Annotated in this window: 21 protein-coding genes and 1 pseudogene; 6 read left to right on the top strand and 16 right to left on the bottom strand. The window is 67.7% G+C overall.

Annotation, left to right across the window (positions count from 1 at the left end; translation table 11 throughout):
* Position 1: 1 nt before the first annotated feature.
* The 11 genes from nuoK to LPA46_RS02420 all read right to left on the bottom strand — a co-directional run bounded on the left by nuoK (position 2) and on the right by LPA46_RS02420 (position 8904).
* Complete coding sequence (gene nuoK / locus LPA46_RS02370) at positions 2-307, bottom strand: NADH-quinone oxidoreductase subunit NuoK (protein ID WP_230891203.1); 306 nt, start codon at positions 305-307, stop codon at positions 2-4.
* Entirely contained in the window at positions 307-621 is a 315-nt protein-coding gene (locus LPA46_RS02375; RefSeq protein WP_230887576.1) for a proton-conducting membrane transporter, read from the bottom strand. The genes nuoK and LPA46_RS02375 overlap by 1 nt, the downstream gene beginning before the upstream one ends.
* Entirely contained in the window at positions 618-887 is a 270-nt protein-coding gene (locus tag LPA46_RS02380; protein WP_230887575.1) for an NADH-quinone oxidoreductase subunit J, read from the bottom strand. The genes LPA46_RS02375 and LPA46_RS02380 overlap by 4 nt, the downstream gene beginning before the upstream one ends.
* 58 nt (positions 888-945) lie before the next feature.
* Positions 946-1407, bottom strand: coding sequence for a NuoI/complex I 23 kDa subunit family protein (locus LPA46_RS02385; protein WP_157502830.1), 462 nt, complete (start codon positions 1405-1407; stop codon positions 946-948).
* On the bottom strand, positions 1404-2456 hold the full coding sequence (locus tag LPA46_RS02390; RefSeq protein ID WP_230891204.1) for a complex I subunit 1/NuoH family protein: 1053 nt from the start codon (positions 2454-2456) through the stop codon (positions 1404-1406). Before LPA46_RS02390 ends, LPA46_RS02385 begins: the two co-directional genes overlap by 4 nt.
* Positions 2457-4133: an NADH-quinone oxidoreductase subunit D gene (locus tag LPA46_RS02395; RefSeq protein WP_230891205.1), complete on the bottom strand. Its 1677-nt coding sequence runs from the start codon at positions 4131-4133 to the stop codon at positions 2457-2459. It abuts the gene before it with no gap.
* Positions 4130-4837 carry an NADH-quinone oxidoreductase subunit B gene (locus LPA46_RS02400; RefSeq protein ID WP_230887572.1) on the bottom strand — a complete coding sequence of 236 codons (708 nt, stop codon included), beginning with the start codon at positions 4835-4837 and terminating at the stop codon, positions 4130-4132. Before LPA46_RS02400 ends, LPA46_RS02395 begins: the two co-directional genes overlap by 4 nt.
* The gene (locus tag LPA46_RS02405; RefSeq protein ID WP_230891206.1) at positions 4827-5231 is read right to left on the bottom strand and encodes an NADH-quinone oxidoreductase subunit A; all 405 of its coding nucleotides are present in this window, start codon (positions 5229-5231) and stop codon (positions 4827-4829) included. Before LPA46_RS02405 ends, LPA46_RS02400 begins: the two co-directional genes overlap by 11 nt.
* Positions 5232-5365: 134 nt before the next feature.
* Positions 5366-5977, bottom strand: coding sequence for a 5-(carboxyamino)imidazole ribonucleotide mutase (gene purE / locus LPA46_RS02410; RefSeq protein WP_230891207.1), 612 nt, complete (start codon positions 5975-5977; stop codon positions 5366-5368).
* Complete coding sequence (locus LPA46_RS02415; RefSeq protein WP_330166316.1) at positions 5974-7131, bottom strand: 5-(carboxyamino)imidazole ribonucleotide synthase; 1158 nt, start codon at positions 7129-7131, stop codon at positions 5974-5976. Before LPA46_RS02415 ends, purE begins: the two co-directional genes overlap by 4 nt.
* Before the next feature lie 66 nt (positions 7132-7197).
* Positions 7198-8904: a flippase activity-associated protein Agl23 gene (locus LPA46_RS02420; RefSeq protein WP_230891209.1), complete on the bottom strand. Its 1707-nt coding sequence runs from the start codon at positions 8902-8904 to the stop codon at positions 7198-7200.
* Between the two features lie 98 nt (positions 8905-9002).
* On the opposite strand from LPA46_RS02420, the gene ribH reads away from it, so the two are divergent.
* Positions 9003-9404, top strand: coding sequence for a 6,7-dimethyl-8-ribityllumazine synthase (gene ribH / locus LPA46_RS02425; RefSeq protein ID WP_230891210.1), 402 nt, complete (start codon positions 9003-9005; stop codon positions 9402-9404).
* 1 nt (position 9405) lies between these two features.
* Positions 9406-10596: a pyridoxal phosphate-dependent aminotransferase gene (locus LPA46_RS02430; protein ID WP_230891211.1), complete on the top strand. Its 1191-nt coding sequence runs from the start codon at positions 9406-9408 to the stop codon at positions 10594-10596.
* 26 nt (positions 10597-10622) lie between these two features.
* On the opposite strand, the gene LPA46_RS02435 is transcribed toward LPA46_RS02430, so the two are convergent.
* The 3 genes from LPA46_RS02435 to LPA46_RS02445 form a co-directional block, all read right to left on the bottom strand.
* Positions 10623-11876, bottom strand: coding sequence for a Glu/Leu/Phe/Val family dehydrogenase (locus LPA46_RS02435; protein WP_230891212.1), 1254 nt, complete (start codon positions 11874-11876; stop codon positions 10623-10625).
* Positions 11877-11945: 69 nt separating this feature from the next.
* Complete coding sequence (locus LPA46_RS02440; RefSeq protein ID WP_230891213.1) at positions 11946-12809, bottom strand: HpcH/HpaI aldolase/citrate lyase family protein; 864 nt, start codon at positions 12807-12809, stop codon at positions 11946-11948.
* 30 nt (positions 12810-12839) lie between these two features.
* On the bottom strand, positions 12840-14162 hold the full coding sequence (locus LPA46_RS02445) for a PGF-CTERM sorting domain-containing protein (RefSeq protein ID WP_230891214.1): 1323 nt from the start codon (positions 14160-14162) through the stop codon (positions 12840-12842).
* A gap of 108 nt (positions 14163-14270) precedes the next feature.
* Between LPA46_RS02445 and LPA46_RS02450 the strand changes: the two are divergent.
* Together LPA46_RS02450 and LPA46_RS02455 are read left to right on the top strand one after the other, a co-directional pair.
* Positions 14271-14738: pseudogene (locus LPA46_RS02450) on the top strand (MaoC family dehydratase); the annotation flags it as partial.
* A 71-nt stretch (positions 14739-14809) separates the two neighbouring features.
* Positions 14810-15184 (top strand): CBS domain-containing protein, encoded by a 375-nt coding sequence (locus LPA46_RS02455; protein WP_230891216.1) that lies wholly within the window; start codon positions 14810-14812, stop codon positions 15182-15184.
* Positions 15185-15205: 21 nt separating this feature from the next.
* Here LPA46_RS02455 and LPA46_RS02460 read toward each other — a convergent pair whose 3' ends face one another.
* Positions 15206-16981 carry an acyl-CoA carboxylase subunit beta gene (locus LPA46_RS02460; protein WP_230891217.1) on the bottom strand — a complete coding sequence of 592 codons (1776 nt, stop codon included), beginning with the start codon at positions 16979-16981 and terminating at the stop codon, positions 15206-15208.
* Between the two features lie 401 nt (positions 16982-17382).
* On the opposite strand from LPA46_RS02460, the gene LPA46_RS18950 reads away from it, so the two are divergent.
* Positions 17383-18525 carry a calcium-binding protein gene (locus LPA46_RS18950; RefSeq protein ID WP_230891218.1) on the top strand — a complete coding sequence of 381 codons (1143 nt, stop codon included), beginning with the start codon at positions 17383-17385 and terminating at the stop codon, positions 18523-18525.
* A complete protein-coding gene (locus LPA46_RS02470; protein ID WP_230891219.1) occupies positions 18522-20981 on the top strand; it encodes a right-handed parallel beta-helix repeat-containing protein in 2460 nt (819 codons plus the stop codon). The genes LPA46_RS18950 and LPA46_RS02470 overlap by 4 nt, the downstream gene beginning before the upstream one ends.
* Here the strand turns inward: LPA46_RS02470 and LPA46_RS02475 are convergent, their stop codons facing one another.
* Positions 20982-21773 carry a TrmB family transcriptional regulator gene (locus LPA46_RS02475; protein WP_230891220.1) on the bottom strand — a complete coding sequence of 264 codons (792 nt, stop codon included), beginning with the start codon at positions 21771-21773 and terminating at the stop codon, positions 20982-20984.
* Positions 21774-21925 lie beyond the last annotated feature (152 nt).

Here is a 21925-nt window from a genome sequence, read left to right on the forward strand (position 1 = left end):
CTTACCACCTCATGGTCGTCGCGTTGCGCACGTCGACGTCGTCGAAGTTCCGGTACAACACGAGAATGATGCCGAGGCCGACGGCGACCTCCGCCGCGGCCAGCGCCATCACGAACAGGCTGAACACCTGGCCCGTCGCGTTCCCGTAGAACTGCGAGAACGCCACGAGGTTGATGTTCGCCGAGTTCAGCATCAGCTCGACACTGATGAGGAACATGAGCGCGTTCTCGCGCGTGAGCACGCCGAACACGCCCGTGCAGAACACGGCCGCGGACAACAGGAGGTAGTACTCGACGGCGACCGCCATTACTCGCCGTCACCCCCTTCGTTGTCGCGGCTCGCGAGCAGCACCGAGCCCTCCAGCGCGGCGTCCAGCAGCAACGCGACGATGATGAACGCCGCGAGGAAGCCCTCGCTGGCGACCGTGTTCTCGCCCGCGACGTCCATCAGGCCGAGCAGCGCGTAGCCGATGGTCGCCGTGAGGTTCGCGTCGCCGGCGAACCCGGCCGCGCCCTCGAAGCCAGCGCCGAGGAACACGGCCGCGAGTACCGCGAACAACGCGACCGCGACGACGCCCGTCGCGAACGTCGACGGGTCGCGCAGTCGTGGTCGCGTCGTCATGCGTTAGTCACCTCTCCTGTACCTCCAGTTTGACGCGTGAGCATCACTGCGAACGTGATGAGGATGAGGACGCCGCCGACGTAGACGAGAATCTGCATCGCGGCGACGAACTCCGCCTGTAACATCACGTAGTGCACGGCGAAGCTCATCAGCGAGCCGCCGAGCAGCAGCGCGGAGTGCCACACGTCCCGCACCAGGACAGCGCCGAGACTGCACGCTACAGTGAGCAGCGCGAACAGCCCGAACGCGATTGTTTCGGTCGTCATTTCAGTCACCTTGTGGTTCGCAAATACGCCCTTTGTAGGTTTCGAGACGGGCGCGCAACTACTGGTAGTCGACCTCGCCTTCGCCTTCGCCGACCCAGGAACCCCGGTCGGGTTCGCGGGACGCCAGCGGGTCGAGGTCGTTGTACCACGGCACGTTCTTCAACTGTTCTTTGTTGAACACGAGGTCGTGTTTCGTGTCCCCGGTGAACTCGAAGTTCTCCGTGAGGAGAATCGCGTCCACCGGGCAGACCTCCTCGCAGAGCCGACAGTAGATGCACTGTCCGACGTGGAGGTTGTACTGCTCGCCGTTGCGCTGCTTGTCCGTGACAATCTGGATGGTGTCGTTCGGGCAGACGTTCTCGCATTGGCGACACCAGATGCAGCGCTCCTGGCTGAACTTGTGCACCCCGCGGAAGCGCGGGCTGACTTCGGGCGCTTCCTCCGGGTACTCGACGGTGAACGTCTCACCGTCGAGGGCGTGTTTCATCGTCGTTGCCATCCCTTTGAGTAGTCCAATCATAGTCCGAGCACCCCGAGGATAACTGCGGTGAGCAGGAGGTTAGCAAAGGAGAGGACCAGCAGGCCCTTCCAGCCAATCTCAATAATCTGGTCGATGCGCACGCGCGGGACCGCCGACCGGCACCACTGCGTGAACAGGAACACCGCCCAGATTTTGATGGTGAACCAGACGAACCCGGGCAGGAACGGTCCCGCCGGGCCGCCGAGGAACAGCGTCGCGATGATGGCACCGCCGAGGAAGATGTGCACGAACTCGCCGAGGTAGAACAGCACGAAGTACACCGAGGAGTACTCGGTCTGGTAGCCGCCGACGATTTCGGTCGGCGCTTCGGGCGTGTCGAAGGGGTTGCGGCCTACCTCCGCGAGGTTCGCTATCAGGAACAACACGAACGCGAACGGGTTCACGAACGCGAACCACGCCGGAATCCGGATGCCGGCGATGGTCACCAGTTCCACGGTCTGGGCGGCGACGATTTCGCTCATCTGGAGCGACCCCGTGAACAGCACGACGGAGGCCGCGGTAACGACGAGCGGAATCTCGTAGGCGATGTTCTGTGCGACGGCGCGCAGGCCGCCGAGGAGGCTGTACTTGTTGTTCGACGCGTACCCGCCCATCAGGAGGCCGAGGCTCGCAATCGACGCGATTGCGAACACGAACACGAGCCCCGTCTCGGGGTCGGCGAGGTGGATGCCGTTGCCCATCGGAATAACGGCGAACGCGAGCAGCGCCGAGCCCGCGAGCACGACCGGCGCGACGTCGTACGCGGGCCGGTCGGCACCTTCGGGGATGATGAGCTCCTTCGACAGCAGTCGGACTGCGTCGACGATGATGGTCCCCAGCCCCATCGGGCCGATGCGGTTGACGGAGATGCGGTCCGTGAACGCCGCGGTAATCTTCCGTTTCGCCCACGGGCCCGCGAACGCGGTCATCGTCAGCATGATGGTGCCGACGAGCGCCGCGCCCAGCAGCATCGAGAGCAGTTCCCCGGCGAACCCGCCGATGCCGAGGAGGTCCTGGATGGTGTCGGGGAGTGGCGTCGCCGTCGCCATCTATCGGTCCACCTCCCCGAGAATCACGTCGAGGCTGCCGAGCGTGGCGACGAGGTCCGGGATGTACTCCCCGGTGGACATCTCCTTGAGCGCGGAGAGGTTCGAGAACGCCGGGCTGCGAATCTTGAACCGCCCGGGCTTCTCGGTGCCGTCCGCGCGGATGTAGATGCCGAGTTCGCCCTTCGCGCCCTCGACGGCGCGGTACGTCTCCTTGCCGGCTTCGGGCTTGAGGGTGCGCGGGACGTTGGCCTGAATCTCGCGCTCGTCCTCCGGCCAGTCCTCCAGCAGGTCGACGCACTGCTCGATGATGCGGGCGGACTGTTCGATTTCGCGCATCCGCACGAGGAGGCGCGCGAAGTTGTCGCCGCCGTCCTCCGTGACGACGTCCCATTCGAGCTCGTCGTAGTAGCCGTAGGAGTCGTCGCGGCGGAGGTCGTAGTCGATGCCGGAGCCGCGGGCGACCGGGCCCGTGACGCCGTAGTTCTTGGCGACCTCGGGGTCGAGGTAGCCGGTGTCGACACACCGGGACTGGAAGATCTCGTTCTCCGTGATGAGGTCGTGGTACTCGTCGAGCTTCGCCGGGAGGTCGTCGAGGAAGTCCCGGACGTTCTCGAAGTACTCGTCGCGGGGTTCGGGGATGTCCCAGACGACCCCGCCGAGCCGGAGGTAGTTGAACATCATGCGCTGGCCGGTGAGGTCCTCCAGGAGGTTCTGGACGATTTCCCGGTCCCGCATGCCGTACATGAAGATGGCGGTGAAGTCGCCGTAGAGGTCCAGCGCGAACGTCGCGGTGGCGAGCAGGTGGCAGGCGATGCGGCACATCTCCGAGCCCATCGTCCGGATGACCTGCGCGTACTCGGGGACCTTGATGTCCGCGAGGTCCTCGGCGGCGCGGGCGTACGCCCACTCGTTGACGATGCCGCCCGGGCCGTAGTCCCAGCGGTCGGGGTACGGCATAATCTGGTAGCGGTAGGTCCCCTTCTGGGCCATCTGCTCCTCGCAGCGGTGGAGGTAGCCGATGTCGGGGTTGACGTCCGCGACCTGTTCGCCGTCCAGCACCGTCTCGACGTGGAGGACGCCGTGCGTGGCGGGGTGGTGGGGACCGATGTTGAGGAACATCGTGTCCGAGTCCTCGCCGCCGCGGGCGTGGTCCTCCAGCGGGTTCTTGTTCTCCTCGAACGTGACAATCTGGGGCTTGTCCTGGTTGTAGTCCAGACCCAGGGGGTGGCCCTGCCACGTGTCGGGGAGGAGGATGCGTTCGAGGTTCGGGTGGTCGTCGTACTGGACGCCGACGAGGTCGTAGGCCTCCCGCTCGTGCCAGTCGGCGGTGCGGAAGACGGGGGCCGCGCTCTCGCTGACCGGCTCCTCGCGGGACGTCGGCACGACGATGCTGACCTCGTTGGTCGGGTCGTCGTACTGCTTGAGGTGGTAGATGCTCTCGAAGCGGTCCTCGTGCTCCTCGGCGGTGACACACGAGAGGTGGTCGAAGCCGGCGTCGTCCTTCAGCGTCTGGAGGACGTCCTGGACGGCGTCCGCGCGGACGACGTAGGCGTCGGCGTTGAGGTGTTCCTCGCGGTCGAGGACGTGGTCGCCGAGCAGCGCTTCGATGGCGTCACCGTCGACGTCGCCCGACTCAGTCGTCGGGGGTTCGACGTTGCGCTCTTCGTACGTACTCATGGCGAATCAGCCCAGTTGTAGCGCATGACGAGGGTCTCCTCGTCGATGTCGTCGGCGAGCTTCTGGACCATCTCGTCGCGGTCGAGGTCCCCGAACTGTTCGAGCTCGTAGGGCTTGACCGTGACCGGCGATGACTCGCCGTTGGCGATGCGTTCCTGGAGCTTCGCGACGCCGTAGACGAGCGCCTCCGGGCGGGGCGGGCAGCCCGGGATATGGATGTCGACCGGGATGACTTCCTCGGCGCCCTTCACGACGTTGTACCCCTCCTGGAAGGGGCCGCCGGAGGTCGAACAGTTCCCCATGTTGACGACGAACTTCGGCTCCGGCATCTGGTCGTAGACGCGCTTCATGCGCGGGGCGAACTTCGAGACGATGGTCCCCGGCACAATCATCACGTCGGCCTGCCGCGGCGACGCGCGGGGGACGCCGGCGTGGAAGCGGTCCAGGTCGTGTTTGACCGAGTACGTGTGCATCATCTCGATGCTGCAGCAAGCGATGCCGAACTGCAGCATGAACATACTCGACCCGCGAACCCAGTTCATGAATTTGTCGAACTTCGTGAGGATGAACGGCGTCGAGCCGAACGCCTCGCGGAGCTTCGAGTTGAACCGGCTGTCGACGCCCTCCCCCATTCGGGCTTCGCGGGTGTCAGTCAGCGGTTCGCTGGTTCCCGTAATACTGTCGCGTGGTTGGTCACTGCTCATGTGGTTTTCCTCCGTGCCGCGGTGTCCGCACCCACCGGACGACGCCCTTGCGCCACGCCCACGCGAGGCCGACGACGAGCACGCCGATGAAGACGAGCATCGGCAGCAGTGCACGCGTCAGGCCGGCAGACTGGACGGCGTCCTGGTAGATGACGGTCCACGGGAAGATGAGAACGGTCTCGATGTCGAACACGAGGAACAGCAGCGCGACCATGTAGTACTGGATGTTGAACTGGACGCGCGCGTTCCCCGTCGGAACCTCGCCACTCTCGTAGGTGGCTCGCTTCCCTTGTTCAGGTACGGTCGGGCGCAGTAGCGAGGACACCATCATCATCGATGCGGGGATGAGGATGCCCACGAGCGCCAACATACCGATGGCGATCCATGGATTCATAGGAGTGTCTCCGTGACGAGCGGGAGTTTGGACCCCACGCCCATAAACGTTGATTTATGCTCGCACGGCCGGAGACGGGAGAATTCGGGGGTTTCAGGGCGACTGCGGCGTTCGGGCGTCGGTGACGTGACTGGTCAGTCCCGCGCCGACCGGAAGCCCGGCGTCCCGCGTTCGTGAAGTTCGCGGGACACGTCCGCGACGCCGTCCCGGCGTTCGGCGTGGAGGTCGCGGAGCCGCTGGGCGAGTTCGTCGTCGCTGGTCGCGAGGAACTGTGCGGCCGACAGCCCGGCGTTGTAGGACTTCCCGGCGTCGACGGCCGTGATGGGCGCGCCCGTCGGCATCCCGATGACCGAGTCGACGGACTTCTCCTGCACGGGGACGCCGACGACCGGAATCGGGTACGAAAGCGACGCGGTCATGTTCGGGAGGTCCGCGGACTTCCCGCCGGCACCCGCGACGATGACGTCGAGCCCGCGGTCGGCTGCCGTCTCCGCGTACGCGTACATCAGGTCCGGCGTCCGGTGCGCGGAGACGACCCACGACTCGAAGGTGTACCCCGAAGGCGGGTCGTCGTAGTCCGTGACTTCCGCGAAGCCGAGGTCGGTGAGCGCGTCGTGCGCGCCCGCCATCACGTCGAGGTCGCTGTCGCTGCCCATGATGACGCCGACGTCGGGCGTCTGCTCGCTGGGGCGGTCCCGTGCGGCTTCCGATTCGAACAACTCGACGAGGTCTGCTACTGTGGTCATGAGTTTGAGGGTGTGAACGAGAGCGCGTCGCGGGCGGCGCGAGCGCGCATCAGGAGTTCGCCGCGGTCGTCGCCGACGACCGTGACGTGCCCCATCTTCCGGAGCGGGCGGACGTCGCGTTTGCCGTACCAGTGGAGGGCGATGCGGTCGTCCCGCAGCGCGCTCGACACGCCGGCCAGTTCGGCGGGGCGCTCCGCGCCCTCCGGGTCGCCGAGCACGTTCGCCATCACGGCCGGCTGGCGGAGCGTCGTGTCCCCGAGCGGCAGCCCGCAGAGCGCGCGCGCGAACTGCGCGAACTGCGAGGTGTGACAGCCCTCGATGGTGTAGTGCCCGGAGTTGTGCGGGCGGGGCGCGATCTCGTTGACGAGGATTCGGCCATCCACTTCAAATAACTCGACGCCGAAAACGCCGCGGCCGTCGAGCGCGTCGAGCACGTCGCGGGCGACTTCAGTCGCCTCTTCGCGGACGCGCTCGCTGGTGCGCGCCGGAACGACGGATTCGCGGAGAATCTCGGCCTCGTGGACGTTCTCCGCGACCGGGAACGTCGCCGTCTCACCGTCGCCGCTGGCCGCGATGACCGAGAGTTCGCGCTCGAAGTCGACGAGCTTCTCGGCGACCATGCTGTCGAGGCCGTCGAACGTCTCGCGGGCCTCGGCGACCGACTCCACGGGCGCGTTCCCGCGGCCGTCGTAGCCGCCGGTGCGCGCCTTCAGCATCAGCGGCCGCCCGAACGCCTCGAACGCGGCTTCGAGGTCGTCGGCGTCGTCGACCGCGCGGAACGGCGGGACCGGGACGCCCGCGTCCTCGAACGCCCGATTCTGCACGAGCTTGTCCTGAATCGTCTCCAGCGTCCCCGGGGACGGGTGGACGGGCACGTCGTACTCGTCGCTCACGTCCGCGAGCACCGCGGGGTCCGCGAGCTCGATTTCGTACGTGAGGACGTCCGCGCGCTCGGCGAGCTCGCGGATGGCGTCGCGGTCGTCGAACGCCGCCGTAATCTGGTCGGCAGCAGGCGGACACGCCGGGCAGTCCGGCGTCGGGTCGAGGACGACCACGTCGACGCCCAGCGGGCTCGCTGCTTCCGCGAGCATCCGGCCCAATTGGCCGCCGCCAACGACCCCGACTGTCGCTCCGGGAACGGGTACCGTCATCACCCGCGACTTCCGCCTACTCCTGCATAAGAATTGCCGAAGGAACCGACAGAGTGTACACGCCCGTGCTCACTCGGAGTCAGCGAAGCCCGGTGCCCCGGTGTCCACGAAGACGACGATTATCGTGTTCCTCGCCGTGAGTTCGTACGTCCACCCCTCGTACTCGGGGCCGAGGCGCTCGCGGACCTCCTGGTAGTGCTTCGCCTGCGTCACGACGACCGGCGCGTCCGTCGTCTCGACGCTGACCGTCTCGTTCCCGGCGACCGCCGGCTCGGTCAGTCGCGTCGTGGAGTCGGTCACCGCGTCCGCGCGCTCCGTGTACCACGGGAGCGGCAGCCGATTGAACCAGTTTGTCCCCTCGACACTGTCCGGGTCCGAGGCGTCGTACTCGCCGGTGACGTGGAAGTGACTGCCGTAGTAGAGCACGTCCGTGCCGTCGTTCCCGGGGGCGATGCGGTCGATGCGCTCGATGGTCGCGCGCATGTCGCTGCCGGGCTGGCCGTACTGGACGAGCGCGTTGTCCTCGTCCAGTTGCATCAGGTACGACGTCTCCGCGGTGACGGCTCCCATCTGCCCGGCCGCCGCGAGCAACACGAGTGCGGCGAGCGCGACGCCGACGCGGTCGTCGCTCCGGGAGGCCGACCGGCCGCGGTCCACGACCACGCGCACGCCGACGGCCGCGGGAACCGCCAGCGGAACCACCGCGTGCACGACCGACCAGTGCCCGGAGATGTCCGTAATCGCGGGGTAGACGACGACCGACGCGACCGCCCAGTAGCCCGCGAACAGCACGAGGTCGCGGGGTTCGTCGGCGACGTAGCGCTCCGCGAGGAAGCCGACGACGGCGGCAGTGACGAGCATCAGCGACGCCGCGCCGAGCGTCTGCAGCGCATCCGCGAGGAACGCGACGTAGCTGTGCTGGCGGGAGGCGCTGCCGCTGACGCCCCACGTGCTCCAGAACTCCGTCCACGCGCCGGCTGTCCCCGCAGCGACGACGCCCGGAAGCTGCGTCGGGTTCGTGAGCGCCGCGTAGAACTCGGGCCGCGGCGCGTAGAAGACGACGACTACGACGAGGAACGCGAGCGCGCCGCCCGCGATGGCGCGCCGCCACGCGAGCAGGCCACTTCCGGCGCGCTGGAGGTGCTCGTGGAGCACGGTCTCGAACGACTCGTCGCGCTTGCGCGCCGTGAACAGCTGTTCGTCCAGTAGGAGCGCGCTCGCGCCGACGAACATCGCGACGTAGACGAGCGCGTTCTCCTTGGTCGTGAACGCGAGGCCGAGCACCGCGCCGGCGGCGACGAGGTAGCCGCCGCGGCGGGTGTCGAGCGCGCGTACCGCGAGGCCGAGCGCGGCGACGCTGAACGCCGCGACGAGCACGTCGCTGCGCATGAACCGCGAGTAGTAGACGAGCACGGGGTTGAGCGCGAACAGCGCGGCCAGCGCCGCCACCTCCACGTCGTCGAGGTGCGCGCGGAACAGCCACGCCGTCGCCGGGAGGAGCGCGCCGACGACCGCGACAGGCGCTCGCGCGACGGCGTCACTGGTGCCGAAGACGCCGAACAGCCACTCGTTCACGTGGAAGAGGAACGGGCCGTGGACGATGGCGCGGTAGGCCCACTCGCCGGTCGCGGCGTACTGGAGCACCCAGTAGCCGACGCGGGCCTCGTCCCAGTGGAAGATGCGGTCGCCGAGCGCGACGACTCGGAGGACGAGCGCGGCCAGCACCGCGAAGGCAACCGCGAGCGCCGTGGCGCGGCGGCGTCCGAAGGAGGGCATTTCGTTCGCCAAACGGAACGGGGTGCATACAAACTTGTGGGTTCGCGGGAACTGTCCGTAACGGTAGGCCTTTATCCACCCCGAGAGACCGTTCGGACATGGTAGAGCTCGGGCTCGTCGTTGCGGAGTTCAACCGCAGCGTCACCGAACAGATGGAGTCGGCGGCCGTGGAGACGGCCGACGACGCGGACGCCAACGTCGTGGAGTTGGTCCGCGTGCCGGGCGCGTACGACGCGCCGCTGGCCGCCGACCGGCTCGCGCGCCGCGACGACGTCGACGCCGTCGCGGTCGTCGGCGCTATCGTCACGGGCGACACCGACCACGACGTCGTCATCGCACACGCGACCGCCCAGAAGCTCACCGACGTCAGCCTCGACCGCGACACGCCGGTGGCGTTCGGCGTCGCCGGGCCGGGGATGTCGGGCGCGGAAGCCCGCGAACGAGTGCAGAAGGGAGCGGAAGCCGTAGACAGCGCGATTCACCTCGCGGAGGAACTCTAAGATGGACTTCACTGACAGGGTACGACGAGTAGAACCGAGCGCGACGCTTGCGGTCAGCAACCTCGCGAACGAACTCGAAGCCGAAGGGAAAGACGTCATCGACCTCTCGGTCGGCGAACCGGACTTCGACACGCCGCAGAACGTCAAGGACGCCGCCGAGAACGCCCTCGAAGCGGGCGAGACGGGCTACACGTCCTCGAACGGCATCCCGGAACTCCGGGAGGCCATCGCGTCGAAGCTCCGCGGCGACGGCATCGACTACGAGGCGGGCAACGTCATCGTGACGCCGGGCGCGAAGCAGGCGCTGTTCGAGACGTTCCAGGCGCTCGTCGACGACGGCGACGAGGTCGCGCTGCTGGACCCCGCGTGGGTGTCCTACGAGGCGATGGCGAAAATCGCAGGCGCGGAACTGAACCGCGTTGACCTCTCTCCCCACGACTTCCAGTTGGAGCCGGCGCTGGACGAACTCGCCGACGCGGTGTCCGAGGACACCGAGCTGCTGGTCGTGAACTCCCCGAGCAACCCCACGGGCTCGGTGTACTCCCGCGAGGCGATGGAGAGTGTCCGCGACCTCGCCGTCGAGCACGACATCACGGTCATCTCGGACGAAATCTACCAGCACATCAACTACGGCCGCGAGCACGTGAGCCTCGCCGCCCTCGACGGGATGTTCGAGCGCACCGTCACCATCAACGGCTTCTCGAAGGCGTACGCGATGACGGGCTGGCGCCTGGGCTACCTCGCGGGACCCGAGGAGCTCATCGACCAGGCGGGGAAGGTGCACTCGCACTCCGTCTCCTCGGCGACGAACTTCGTCCAGCATGGCGGCGTCGAAGCCATCGAGAACACCGACGAGGCCGTCGAGGAGATGGTCGAGGCGTTCGAGTCCCGGAAGGAGCGCCTGCTGGAACTGTTCGCCGAGCACGGCACCGACGTCCCCGAGCCGGACGGCGCGTTCTACGTGATGGTGCCCGTCGACGGGGACGGCGAGGCGCGTAGCGCCTCGGAATCGTCGAGCGGCGGGGAGCCGCGAGACCAGCAGTGGTGCCAGGACGCCCTGAAGGACGCCCACGTCGCGACCGTCCCCGGGAGCGCGTTCGGCACGCCGGGCTACGCGCGCATCTCGTACGCGGCGAGCACCGAACGGCTCGAAGAAGCGGTCGAGCGCCTCGCGGAAGAAGGCTACCTGTAACGCGACCCGCGGCTTTTTTCGAGGAGTTACGGCCAACTACCGCTGCCTTCGTAGGCGTCGACGACGCGCTGGACGGCGACGACGTACGCGGCCGTGCGGAGGTTCGGGAGGTCGTTGGCCTCGTAGGCGTCAATCATCGCGTCGAAGGCGTCGGTGATGACGGACTCCAGTTCCTCGTTGACACGCTCCTCTGTCCACTGGAAGCGCTGGCGGTTCTGCACCCACTCGAAGTACGAGACGGTGACGCCGCCCGCGTTCGCGAGGATGTCCGGGACGACGTGGATGCCGCGCTCCGTGAGCACGTCGTCGGCATCCGGCGTGAGCGGGCCGTTCGCGGCCTCCACGATCACGTCTGCCTGGACGTCGTGGGCGAGGCCGCCGTCGATGGCGTTTTCCAGGGCCGCGGGCACGAGCAGGTCGACGTCGAGCGTGAGCAGGTCCTCGTTGCCGAACTCCTCGGTCGTGCGGTCGTAGCCCGCGACGCTGCCGGTATCGCGCTTGAACTCCTTGACCTGGCGAGTGTCGAACCCTTCGGGGTTGTAGATGGCGCCCGAGGAGTCCGAGACGGCGACGACGTTCGCGCCGAGGTCTTCGAGGAGTCGCGCGGCGATAGAGCCGGCGTTCCCGTACCCCTGAACGGCGACCGTGGCTTCCTCCATGTCCTTGCCGAGGTAGTCGAAGACCTCGCGGGCGGCGAACATCGTCGAGCGGCCGGTCGCCTCGACGCGGCCCTTGCTGCCGCCGTTTTCGAGGGCTTTCCCCGTGATGACGCCGGGCGCGGTCGTGTTCTCCAGCGTCTCGTAGGTGTCTTTGATCCAGTTCATCTCCCGCTGACCCGTGTTCACGTCGGGCGCGGGCACGTCCTTGTCCTCGCCGATGAACGGCCGAATCTCCTCGGCGAACGACCGCGTGATGCGTTCGAGTTCGCTCTCGGAGTACTCGCTGGGGTCCAGTTCGATGCCGCCCTTCCCCCCGCCGTAGGGGATGTCGACGACGGCCGTCTTGTACGCCATCCACCCGGAGAGCGCCTTCACTTCGTCGCGGGTGACGCCGGGGTGATAGCGGATGCCGCCCTTGTACGGGCCGCGGTCGCCGTTGAACTGCGAGCGGTACGCGTCGAACGTCTCGATGGTGCCGTCGTCCATCTCCACGGACAGCGTGAGTTCGAGCACGCGCTCGGGCTGTTTGAGGCGTTCGAGGACGTCCTCGCGGACATCGAGGTACTCGCTCGCGTCGTCGAGTTGTTCCTGTAGACTCTCGAAGGGATTCGTGTCCGTCATTACTCCGAGCGACTTCGTCGCTCAGCAAAAGCGTGGCGGAATTCGTGTGAGGATATGCACCGAACGTTACTAATTACCATTCTCGATTCCGGCCGCGAGCGCCCGTTCGAGGATGCGTTCGGCCTGCGCGACCAGCGGCGCGTCCACCATCTCGCCGTCCACGCGGTACACGCCGTGGCCCGCCTCGTCGGCCTCCTCTTTGGCGTCGAGAACCCGCTTCGCCCACTCGACGTCCTCGTCGGCGGGCGTGAACGCGTCGTTAATGGGGTCGACCTGCGAGGGGTGAATCGCGAGCTTCCCGTCGTAGCCCAACTGCGCGGCGAACTCGGTCTCCTCGGCGAGCCCCTCCGTGTCCTCGATGTCCGTGTAGACGGTGTCGATGGCGTCCACGCCCGCTGCGCCCGCCGCGAGCACGACCTGTTCGCGCGCGTGGAGGACTTCCACGCCGTCGTCGGTCCGCGTCGCGCCGACGTCCGCTGCGAGGTCTTCGGCACCGAACACGAGCGCGTCCGTCGGCCCGGCGTCCGCGATCTCCTCGGCGCGCAGGACGCCGCGCGCGGACTCCACGAGCGCCAGTACGGGGACGTCGAATGCGCGCTCGTCGAGCAGTCGGCCGAGCGTCGTCACCTCGTCGGCGGACCGGGCTTTCGGGAGGACGACAGCGTCGAGGCGCGGGCTCTCCCCGGCGAGCACCGTCTCCACGTCGTCACGAGCGCCCGCTCCAATCGGGTTCACGCGCACGCAGACCTCGCAGTCCGGGTCGAACCCGGGGTCCGCGAGCACCGACTGGACGGCGGTCCGCGCCTCCGTCTTGCGCGCGGGCACGACCGCGTCTTCGAGGTCGAAGACGACGACGTCTGCGCCCGTCTCCGGTGCCTTCCGCAGTAACTCCGGCTGGTCGCCCGGCGAAAACAGGACGCTGCGTCGAGCCATGCCGGGGGGTCGCCCCGGCCGTTTGTATGTCTATCGGCGCGCGAGCAGCGCGGCCGCGGCGAGCGCGACGACCGCAGCGATAGTCCCGAATCCGGGCGACGTCGACGGCGTCGACTCCGCTGTCGCGGTCTCGGTGTTCGGCGTCGCGGTCTCGGTCGCGGTCTCGGTGTTCGGCGTCGCGGTCTCGGTCGTCTCGTCGTCCGTCAGCAGGACGAACGGCGCGGTTCCCGTGCCGCCGCTGCTCTGGTGGTTCACGTCCAGCGGCACCTGGTAGATGCCCTCCGAGGGGTTCTGGACGTCCTCGTAGACGACCACCACTTCGTCGCCGTACTGGAGGTCGTAGTTCCCGCCGAGGCCGACGGTCAGCGTCTGGCCGTCGTTCGACGCGTCGACGCTGCTGAGGTCGTCGGAGACGTTCACGTCGACGGTGTCGTTGCCCGCGTCGCCGCCGCGGTCGATGCCGATTTTCGCGACGTCGCCCTGTCCGACCTCGTCGACGTTCGTCCCCGTCCCGCTGTAGTCGACTGCGAGCCCGTTCCACGAGTCGCCCGCGGTCTCGTTGTCGACCGTGGCAATCACCGTATGCGTCGCGTTCGTGTTCGGTTCCGCGGGTTCCGCGTCGACGGACGCCCAGGAGACGATGTCGGACGTCCCGTTGTCTTCGTCGCTGCTGTCCGACGTCGTGGTGGTCGCGGTGGTGTCACTGCCGCCGGACGTACTCGTGGTCGTGTCGCTGCCGCCGGACGTATCGCCGTCGTTACTGTCCGTCGTGTCGCTCCCACCGGAATCACTCGTCGTCGCGGTCGGCGTGGCCGTGGCGGTCGCGGTCGCCGTCTGCGTGGCCGTCGTGTTCGACGAAATCGAGAGCGTCGCGGACGCTTCCGCGCTGCTGCTCTGCGGGTTGATGCGGATGCCCACTCCGTAGTCGCCTGCGTCCGGGTTCTGCGCGCCGTCGTAGGTGGCGACGATCTGGTCGCCCTCGTAGAGGTCGTAGACGCCGCCGAGTCCGATGTTGAGCGTCTGGCCGTTGTTCTCCGAACCGACGCTGCTGACGTCGTCGGAGACGTCGATGGACTCGCTGCTGTTGTCGCGCTCGATGCGAATATCGACGAGGTCGTTCTGGCCGACGTTGCTCACGTCGGTCGCCTCGTAGTGGACCGCTAGTCCGTTCCAGGAGCTACCACCCTCGTCGCTGTCCACCGTGGCTGTCACCGTGTGCGTCGCGGTCGCGCCTGCGTCGTTCGGCGACGCTTCTATCGAGCCGCTCGTTGCTGCTGTCGTCAGCCCGGCGAACGCGGCAGCCGTGACAACGACAGCCACCAGTACCCCTGCACGGACGTAGTCCCCTGACATATTCCCAACGTCGCCTGCTGACTGAAAAAGGCTGGTGGCCATACCCCGGAGTAAAAGCCTGTTGGCCGCGATTTCGGCGGTTTTAAGGATTGGGGCCGACCCCACTCACGCATGACGGGACGCTACTACGCGGAGTTCGACGTCGGCGAGACCATCGAGCACGAGAAGCGCCGCACCGTCTCGGAGGCGGACAACCAGCAGTTCTGCGACCTCACGATGAACCAGCAGCCGCTGCACCTCGACGCCGAGTTCGCCGCCGACACGCAGTTCGGCGAGCGCGTCGTCAACGGCCTCTACACGCTCAGTCTCGCCGTCGGCCTCACCATCCCGGACACCACCGACGGGACTATCGTCGCGAACCTCTCGTACGACGACGTCGAACACCCCGCGCCGGTGTTCCACGGCGACACCATCCGCGCGCAGTCGACGGTCACCGACAAGCGCGAGACCAGCGACGGCGAGCGCGGCGTCGTCACCTTCCACGTCGAAGCGTTCGCCGTGAACCGCGGCGACGAGTTGGTCTGCGAGTTCGACCGGACGGCGCTCTCGCTGAAGCGCAAACACGCCGAGGACTGACCGCAACTGTTCGCGACTGCAACCCCGCGGACGGGGAAACTGCCTTGGTCGGGGAGTTCGTGTCGTGTGATATGTCTTCTTCCGAGAAGCCCACAGTCGAGGACGTGATGTCCACGCCGCTGGAGACCATTAGCGCCGACGCGACCGTGAAGGAGGCCGCACAGCGGATGCGCGCGAACGACATCAGCGCGCTCGTCGTCACGACGACGCCGCGCGCGATAATCAGCAGCACGGACGTCCTCGACGCCGTCGCCGACGGGCAGGGCGTCGCCGAGATGACGGTCGCGGACGTGATGACGACCGACGTCGAGACCGCCGCGCCCGACCTCTACATGGAGGAGGTCGCCGCCATGCTGACCACGTACGGCATCAAACACCTCCCGGTCGTCGACGACGACTACGTCGGCATGATTTCCTCGACGGACGTCACCGCGCACCTGTCGTAGCGCGCCCGAAACATCGCCGCCTCAGAGAATTGTGCCGTGTTTCTTCGACGGGCGGTCTTTCTCCACGTCCTCGTAGAACGCGAAGCGGTTCGAGAGCTCCGTCCGGAGTTTCGAGGGCGGGACGATTTCGTCGATGACGGTCTCGCTGGCCATCCGGTGGACGTCGATGTCCTCGCGGTACTCCTCGCGGAGTTCCTGCTCGCGCTGCTTTCGTTCCTCGGGGTCGTCGATGTCGTTCAGCTTGTTCGCGTAGACGGCGTTGATTGCGGCTTCCGGCCCCATGATGCCGATTTCACCCGAGGGGAGCGCGATGGTGGCTTCGGGATCGTAGGCGGGGCCTGTCATGGCGTAGATGCCCGCGCCGTAGGCCTTCCGCACGACGACGGACTGCTTGGGGACGGTCGCCTCGCTGGTGGCGTAAATCATCTTCTTGCCCTTCTCCAGGATGGCGTCTTCCTCCACCTGCGAGCCCGCCATGAAGCCGGGCGTGTCACAGAGGTACAGCAGCGGGATGTTGTAGGCGTCGGACTTCCAGACGAACTCCGCGGCTTTCTCGGCGGCGTCCGGGAAGATAGCGCCCGCGCGCTCGGCGGGCTGGTTCGCGACGATGCCGACGGTGCGGCCGTCCATGCGCGCGTACCCCGTGAGAATCTCCTTGCCGTATTCGGGTTTGAGTTCGAAGAAGGAGTCGCCGTCAACCACGCGCTCGACGAGGTCGTGCATGTCGTACGCCCGGTTCGGGGACTCGGGAATCAGGCCGTCGATGCCCGCGGTGGGTTTCGCGGGCGGCTTCGCGGGCTGGCTCGGCGGCTGCTCGTCGCTGTTGTCCGGGAGGTACTGAATCAGGTCCGAGACGAGTTCGCGGGCGTGTTCCTCGTCGCGGGCGACGAGGTCCGCGCTCCCGGACTGGCGGGCGTGCACCTCGGACCCACCCAGTTCTTGCATCTCGATTTCCTCGCCGGTCACCATCTTCACCATCCGGGGGCTGGCGATGGCCATCGCGGACATCCCTTCGACCATCACGGTGAAGTCCGCGAACACGGGCGTATAGGCGGCTCCGGCGATGCACGGCCCGTACAGCACGCATATCTGGGGGACGCGCCCGGAGAGCCGCGAGTGGTTGAAGTAGTACTTCCCGATGCCCTCGCGGTTGGCGAAGAACCCGGACTGCTCGTCGATGCGGCCGCCCGAGGAGTCCATCAGGTACAGCACCGGCTGGCCGGTCTTGAGCGCGCGCTGCTGCATCCGGAGGAACTTCTCGACGCCGCGCTCGGCCATCGACCCCGCCTTCACGGTGAAGTCGTTGGCCATGAAGTGGACGTCCCGGCCCTCGAAGTCCGCCGCCCCGGTGATGAGGCCGTCCGCCGGGAGGCGGGTGTCGGGGTCGGCCTCGTCGACGTCCGGGCTGTTCGGGTGCCAGGAGTCGAAGTTGGCGAATTTCCCGTCCTCGAAGAGGAGGTCACCCGCGCCGTCCCCGTCCTCGTCCCCGAACCAGAGGTCGAGGCGGTCGCGCACGAACAGCTTGTCCTGCTCGCTCAGGCGCGCCTTGTACTTCTCGGGGCCGCCTTCGAGGACGTCCGCGATTTCCTCGCGGAGCCGCTGTTCGCGCTCGGTCGGCCCGAGTTCGCGCTCCTCGGGTTCGTCGCTCGCGGAGGGCTCGGGGGCGGCGTGGGTGGCTGCGGGCTCGTCGGCCTCGCCGAGGTACACTTCGACCTCGTCGGCGACGTGTTCGGCGAGCGCGGCGGCGACCGCCTGCGCTTCCTCCTCGGTCGCGCCGGCACCGATTCGTACCTTCATGGTCTTTCGTGGATGGTAGGGCGGCAAACCGTTTTCTCTTTGCCGGCCACAAAGATTACGTCCTCTCGAAGAAAACAAATAATCTATGAGTCCCGTCGAACTGCTACTGACGCTGCTGTTCGCCGTGGTGCTCGCCGCGTTCGCGTACCTGCTCCCGCAGGTGTACGAGACGCTCCACTCGTAGCGACGGCGCTCGCGCTGCGGTCGACGCCCGCCGCGTCGCGAGGGCACCCGGCACACCGATTGTCCTGACCGCCGCGTCCCTGCGCATGAGCGACGACGCGATGCGGCGGTTCCCCGGCCCGGACGTCGACGAGTAACCCGGGACGGCGGCCGGACTGCTCACCTAGTCGGGTGCACTCACCACTATCTTCAAGTGCGTTACACCAAGACAGAGGTACGTGTCTCGGTGCTCAGTTCCGCGTGTCGCCGTGGTCGCCGTCGTCCTCGCTCTCGTGGCGGCGAGCCCGGCGACGGCGCTCGCAGCCGGCACCACCGACGCCACCACGGTCGACTCCGGCGTCCTCTCGGTCGACGTGACCGGCGCGGGCGCTGCGACCGAGCGCGGTGGCGTCTACTACGTGTGGGCCGACGAACCCGCGACCGTACAGGTGACCGTCGGCGACTACCTCGACGACTCCGACACCTACTACGCCGACTACGACGTCCGCCTGACCGAAACCCGGGAGGCCAGCTACAGCGAACCGTTCGACACCTCGCTGGACGTGACGACGGTAACGCTCGGCGAACTGGCGACGACCGACGCCGACCTCACGCTCGAACCCCGAGAGCATGAGCTCGAACCAGGCCGACACACGCTGTACGCGACGATGTACAGTTCGCAGAGCGGCGACACCGAGCGCCGCGACGACCAGGCAATCACAGTCCACGTCGTCAATAAGGGCGGTGACCTCGACGCCGACGGGCTCTCAAACGCCAACGAACTCTCCTTGGGGACCGACTTCCAGGACGCGGACACGGACGGCGACGAACTCGAAGACGGCTACGAGGTCCACCAGTTCGACTCCGACCCGGCCGCCCGCGACACGGACGGCGACGGCGTCCGCGACGACGACGAAATCCGTGAGGGAACCGACTACGGGGACGCGGACACGGACGCCGACAGCCTCGACGACCGCTCCGAACTCGCTGGGAACACGTCGGCCATCGAGGCCGACGCGGACCTCGACGGGCTCCCGGACCCGCTCGAAGCCGAACTCGACACCGACGACGAGGACCGCGACACGGATGGCGACGGGCTCACCGACCTGACCGAGTACCGCGACACGGGGACGGACCCGCTGGACGCGGACACGGACGGCGACGGCGTCGAAGACGCCATCGAACTGCGGCGGTACGGCTCCAATCCGACCGCAACCGACTCGGACGGCGACGGGATTCCGGACGGCGAGGAAGTGTTACGCAGCACGGACCCCACGACCCCGAACGACGACGCGGAGAACTCGGCGGTCGCGGGCAGTACTGGCGCGTTCGACTGGTCGATTCACTACCCGCTGGGACGGCTCCTGCACGCACTCACATGACGTCGCGAAAACTCCTTCTCGGCGCGCTCGTGGTGCTCGGGGTGGTCGCCACCGGCGTCGCCGCGAGCGCTGCCGTGCCAGCGACGGCTGCGGAGACGACGCCGACGTACGTCGAGCGTAACGTGACCGAGAACACGATGTGGACGGCCGAGGACGGCCCGTACTACGTCGGCGGCGACTTGACGATTACCGGGGACGCGACGCTCACTGTCGAGCCCGGAACGCGAGTCAACGTCGGCGAGGAGGTCACGATCACCGTCGAAGGAAGCCTGATCGCGGCCGGAACCGCGGCCGACCCGATTCAGTTCACGACCGCGGACGCGTCCTCGGACGCGGGCACGTGGCAAACCATCGAGTACGCCGGCGACGGCGATTCGACGCTCCGGTTGGCGCACGCTGTCGTCGAACACGGCACGACGGCGATTACGGCGACCTCCAGCGAGGGGTCGATTCGGCTCGGCAACGCGACGGTCCGCGAGCACGTCCGCGACGGGCTGGCCGTCACGACGCGCAACGGGTCGCCGTCGATTCGGATTACGGACTCACGGTTCACGGACGTCGGACGCGCGGGCGTCGCATTCGAGGTTCCTGAGACCGAACCGTACGTGGACGCCATCCGGAATGTGCAAATCTCCGGGACCACGTTCGCGAACACTGGCGCGAACGGCGTTCGCGTGCGAGCGCGGCAGATTTCCGACGTCAGCATGACCGACGTCACGGTCGCCGGCGTCTCGGCCGCTGGCGTGGCGTTCGAGACCGAGTCGACGGACGCGCGCCCGCAGTCCACGAACGCGCACCGCATCGAGGACGTGACGCTCCGGCGCATCAGCGTCGAGAGCGTGGGCGGCGACGGCGTCGCGTTCCGTGGCGGCGCGCTCGACGGCGTGTACGTGCTGGACAGCGTGGTCCGGGGTGCGTCCGGGAGCGGCTTCCACGTGGAAGCGGCGACCGACGCCGACCGCGTGCGCTTCGCGCGCAACACGGTCGTCGACGCCCGAAACGGCCTCCAAGTCGCGCTGCGGCGGACGACCGGCGGCATCCAGCACGTCTCGCTCGCCGTCGAGAACAACGAGTTCGCACGTAACGACCGGTACGGCGTCGACGCCACCGCGGAGTACGTCTTCGTGGACGCCTTCGACGTGCGGAACAACACGCTCGCCGAGAACGGCGACGGCGGCGCGACGTTCGCCACCCAGCAGGTCGACGAGACGGTGTTCGCGGACAACGTCGTGCGCGGGAACGGTGGCCCGGGAATTGCTGTCTCCGCGGTCCGCGTGCGCGGCGTGACTGCCCTCCGGAACCGCCTCGTCGGGAACGCCGATGACGGACTCTCCGTTCGGGCGAGCGACCTGCTCGGCGGTGTGGTCGTCGGCTTCAACGACGCGCTCGACAACGACGAGTTCGGCGTCGACGTCGCGGGACAGCGCGCGGGCACGACCACCGAAATCCACAACAACACCATCGCGGCGAACGCGAACGGCGCGCGCGTCGCCGGGCCGACGCCGGCGCGACTCGCCAACAACTCCGTGGTGTTGAACACGGCGGACCGGGAGCGCGCCGACGGCGGCCGCGACGCCGCTGCTGCGACTGGCGTGGTCGTCGAGAACGCCCCGAACGTCGAACTCGTGCACAACGACGTCTACGGCCACATCGTCGGCCTGCGTAGCTCTCTCGACGGGGGGACCGTCGTCGCCGAGCACAACTACTGGGGTGCCGAGTCGGGCCCGTACCACGAAACGCTCAACCCCGGCGGCGCGGGCGACGCGGTCGTCACCGACGGCGGGAAGGTCGACCCGATACCGTTCGCGAGCGAGCCGTTCGGCCCGCGCTACGAGCGCCCGACCGCGGTGCTCGCAGCCAACGAGACGACCGTTCGGCCCGGCGAGCCGGTCGAACTCTCGGGACGCCAATCCACCGACGACGGCGCTATCGCGCGCTACGACTTCACCGTCGACGGCGAGCGTCGCTCCGGCGTGGCGGCGACACACGTGACCGCGTTCGAGGAGCCCGGGACGTACGAGGTCTCGCTCACCGTCGAGGACGAACTGGGCGTCCGCAGCCTCGACGACGCGACCGTGAACGTCACCGTCGAGCCCGCCGAGCGGACGACACAGCGGCCGACGGTAGGGCCGACCGCGACAGTGACCACCGCACCCGGCTCCAGTGACGGCAGTGACGGCTCGTTGCTGGCGAGCCTGTTCTCGCTGTGGGGCGGGCTGGGGGCGCTGTTCTACGTGCTCGCGCTGGTGCTTGGTGCCTACGGGACGTGGCTCTCCGTCGGTGGCCGCGACCCCCCGGTCCGCGGCACGATGACGCACGTGCTCGCCGGAGTCGGCGTGCTCACGTGGGCCGTCGCCGGCTTCCTGGGGGACGGCACGCTGCTCACGTTCGCCGTCGGCGGCGCTGTCGCGTGGGGTGGATTGACCGCAGTCGTGCTCGCGCTCGCGACGAGATAGCTAGTCGGCGTCGTCGAGACGCCACGTGAAAATCGCCCGCAGCACGACGACGAGGCTGTTCGACTCCCCGCTCCCCCAGATGGCCGTCTCCGACTCGGGCGTCGACGGTTGGCCGTTCTCCCCGTCGACGAGCACGCTCACGAGCGTCGTTTCGCCGTCCACCATCATGAGCCGGCCGGCCGGCGTGTCCGACCACATCCACAGCGACTCGAACAGCTCGGCGCTGGGCACCTCCTCCTGGATGCGCTCCTGGACGTCCGGCGACACGCCCGCGAGCTCGATGTCGACGCCGCGGTCCGCGGCCGCTTCGAGGGCGTCGACGACGCCCTCGGTGAGCAGCTCCTCGACGGTCATGTAGACGATGCGGTCTTCGGCGTTCTCGCAGAACTCCAGCACGCGGTCGGTCACGGTCTCCCGGCCGGAAACCGTCCAGACGCCGCGCTGTTCGTCCCGGCGCTCGATTGGCTCGATTTCGTCCAGCGCTTCCGTGAGGACGGCTGCGCGGTGCTGCCACTCGCGTTCGACCTTCCGCCCGGTCGTCTCCGCGGAGATGGCCCAGAACTCCTTAGGTGTGGACTGCTGGACGTCGACGAGGCCGTAGTCGCGGAGTTCGTCGACGGCGTCGTAGACTCGCGTTCGAGGCACGTCCGCGACCCGACTGACGTCCTTGGCGGTGCCGGTGTCGAGGCCGACGAGCGCGACGAACGTCCGCGCCGCGTACGTGCTCAGGCCGAACTGTTCGAGCTGTTCGATGGCGACGGCGCGCGCGTCGTCGGGTGAATTAGCAGTCATAACTGGTCTGCCCGCTCCGAGAACCCCGCCACGCGGTGTGGCGAGGCTGGCACGCGGAGTTGTGGTAGGGACACAAAGGGGTCGCGTGCCACCCGTGAAGTTTCTCAGCCGACCGTATAATGATTTTATGATTAATCGGGTAAACCGAGATA

The organism is Halobacterium sp. KA-6, from assembly GCF_021029015.1.
GTDB lineage: Archaea > Halobacteriota > Halobacteria > Halobacteriales > Halobacteriaceae > Halobacterium.